This window comes from Jeotgalibacillus proteolyticus, from assembly GCF_050107735.1.
GTDB lineage: Bacteria > Bacillota > Bacilli > Bacillales > Jeotgalibacillaceae > Jeotgalibacillus > Jeotgalibacillus proteolyticus_A.
The window spans coordinates 1-2493 of the sequence record NZ_JBNILO010000022.1 but is presented as its reverse complement, the minus strand read 5'-3'; the positions used below and the strand labels follow the sequence as shown (position 1 = coordinate 2493).

General features: G+C 42.1%; 1 protein-coding gene. It reads left to right on the top strand.

All coding sequences use genetic code 11. The features are described from left to right. Nucleotides 1-801: 801 nt before the first annotated feature. Nucleotides 802-2250, top strand: a complete 1449-nt coding sequence (gene cls, locus ACQCT8_RS18890) for a cardiolipin synthase (protein ID WP_426873687.1) — start codon at nucleotides 802-804, stop codon at nucleotides 2248-2250. Nucleotides 2251-2493: the final 243 nt, after the last annotated feature.

Sequence of the window (2493 nt, the reverse complement as noted above, 5' to 3'; positions counted from 1 at the left end):
AACGGGGCTCACCTCCCGCCACGCGGAAAGCCTCCGGACGCAGCGGAAATGAACCGGTCCTCCTTCCTTTCTCAAAAAAATGAATTTCTCGCGAAAAATTATGGATAGTTGATCAGTACTCTTTTTAAGATGAATTTGTTAAAGAATAGGTTCATTGCAGCGGAGGCCGGGGACTCCTGCGTGAAAAAGCGGGAAGGGTGAGACTCTGCAGATGCGAAAGCATCAATGGGGCGCAGCGGAAATGAACCGGTCCCTTCCTTCCTCTTACAAAAAAATCAGTGACTGACAAAATAGAACAGTAGACAGCTGTTCTACATACTATATACGAGTGAAATGACAAAAGAATAGGTTCATTGGAGCGGAGACCGGGGACTCCTGCGTGAAAAAGCGGGAAGGGTGAGACCAAGCAGATGCGGCAGCATCAACGGGGCTCACCTCCCGCCACGCGGAAAGCCTCCGGACGCAGCGGAAATGAACCGGTCCCTTCCTTTTTCAAAATTAGTTTCCTGCAGAAATGACAACGGATAACTGATCCGCAGTATTAAACTACTTCTTCATAGATAAGAGCGCCTTCACCTTCATGAATAACTTGTTCATGAAGGTCTTTTTTTAAGGAGTAATTTATTCCATTTTAATTAATTTTATATGAACGGTTCTTATCCTTTTTCTGTATGCTATGATCATAAGAGAATTATTTTTGTCAAGAAAGCTTACTGCTTTAAGGCATTCTGGCTGTTTTTCTTTAAACAGACAGGGTACGATAAAAGAAACACTATTATATAAAAGATTGGCAGGGACACTATGGACTGGATATCAATTGTTGTCGGATTCTTTTTCTTTTTAAACTTTGTTCTTGCCGGCATCCTTATTTTTTTGGAGCGGAAAGATGCTGGAGCAACCTGGGCGTGGCTGATGGTCTTATTTTTTATTCCTATAGCTGGCTTTGCTCTCTACCTTCTTTTAGGACGGCAGTTGTACAAAAAAGATTTATTTGATTGGGAAGGCAGAAGCCGAGTCGGAATTGAGCAGCTGATTCGCTATCAAATAAATGCTATACAAGACAAAACATTCGAATTTAAATCCCGGGAGACTGAATTAAAACAAGATCTGATTTATATGCAGCTATATAATAATGATGCGGTTTTAACACAGGACAACTCGGTGGATATTTTTGTGGACGGTCAAAAAAAGTTTGAAGCGCTGTTTCAGGATATTGAAGAAGCAAAAGATCATGTTCATATCCAAACCTATATTTTACGGCGTGATGATCTGGCGAAACGTCTCATGAACCTTCTCATTAAAAAAGCCAATCAAGGGGTTAAAGTGCGAATCTTATATGATGACATGGGTTCAAGAGGCATGACCAAACGTTTTTTTAAAGAACTTCAAGCTGCAGGCGGTGAAGTTGAAGCGTTTTTTCCTTCTAATGTGCCAATTATTAATCCACGTCTTAATTTCAGAAACCACCGAAAGTTAATCATTGTGGATGGGCGGGTCGGCTATATCGGCGGGTTTAATATAGGCGATGAATACCTTGGAATCGATAAACGGTTCGGATACTGGCGGGACACTCATCTTCGGGTGGAAGGCAGCGCGGTGCATCCGATCCAGACCAGATTTGTTTTAGATTGGAATCAGGCCTCTCACCGGTATGATATTGAATATGAAGATCATTACTTTCCGGCAATTCCGACCAAAGGCGACGTATCGATGCAAATTGTATCAAGCGGCCCTGATTCAGAATGGGAACAAATCAAAAATGGTTATATTAAATTAATCACAAGCGCCAAAAATTATATTTACATTCAGACGCCGTATTTTATTCCGGATCTCAGTTTACTCGATGCCCTGAGAATTGCAGCGCTATCAGGTGTGGATGTACGAATTATGATTCCAAACAAGCCGGACCATATGTTTGTTTACTGGGCCACTTATTCATATGTCGGTGAGCTGATGAAAGCAGGAGCACGCATCTATATTTATGAGAACGGGTTTATACATGCAAAAACGCTTGTCACAGATAATGAAGCAGCCTCTGTTGGAACTGCAAATATTGACCTGCGAAGCTTCCGCTTAAACTTTGAGGTAAATGCCTTCGTGTATCATCAGGAAACCGTCACGACTCTTTGTCAGATTTTCATGGAGGATATGGAGCTCTCAACTGAACTGACACCTGAACTTTACAAAAAACGATCCAACTACATTAAGTTTAAAGAATCGATCTCACGACTCCTGTCTCCTATTTTGTAATAGACCTGTTATCGACTCGAGTGAAATAAACACTATTAATTTATGGAGCCTGGGACAAGGAAGCGTCTCAGGCTCTTTGAGTGGTTCGCTGCGCCTCAGACGGACACTTGCCGCATGGGCGGAGCGGAAATGAACCGGTCCCTTCTTCCCTCTTTCAAAAAAATCAGTGACTGGCAAAAAGAACAGTAGACAGCGGTTCTACATTATATGTACAAGTGAAATGACCAAAGAATAGGTTCATTG

Coding starts and splice junctions, on each gene's coding strand:
- cls (WP_426873687.1), top strand. CDS start 802: ATGGACTGGATATCAATTGTTGTCGGATTCTTTTTCTTTTTAAACTTT.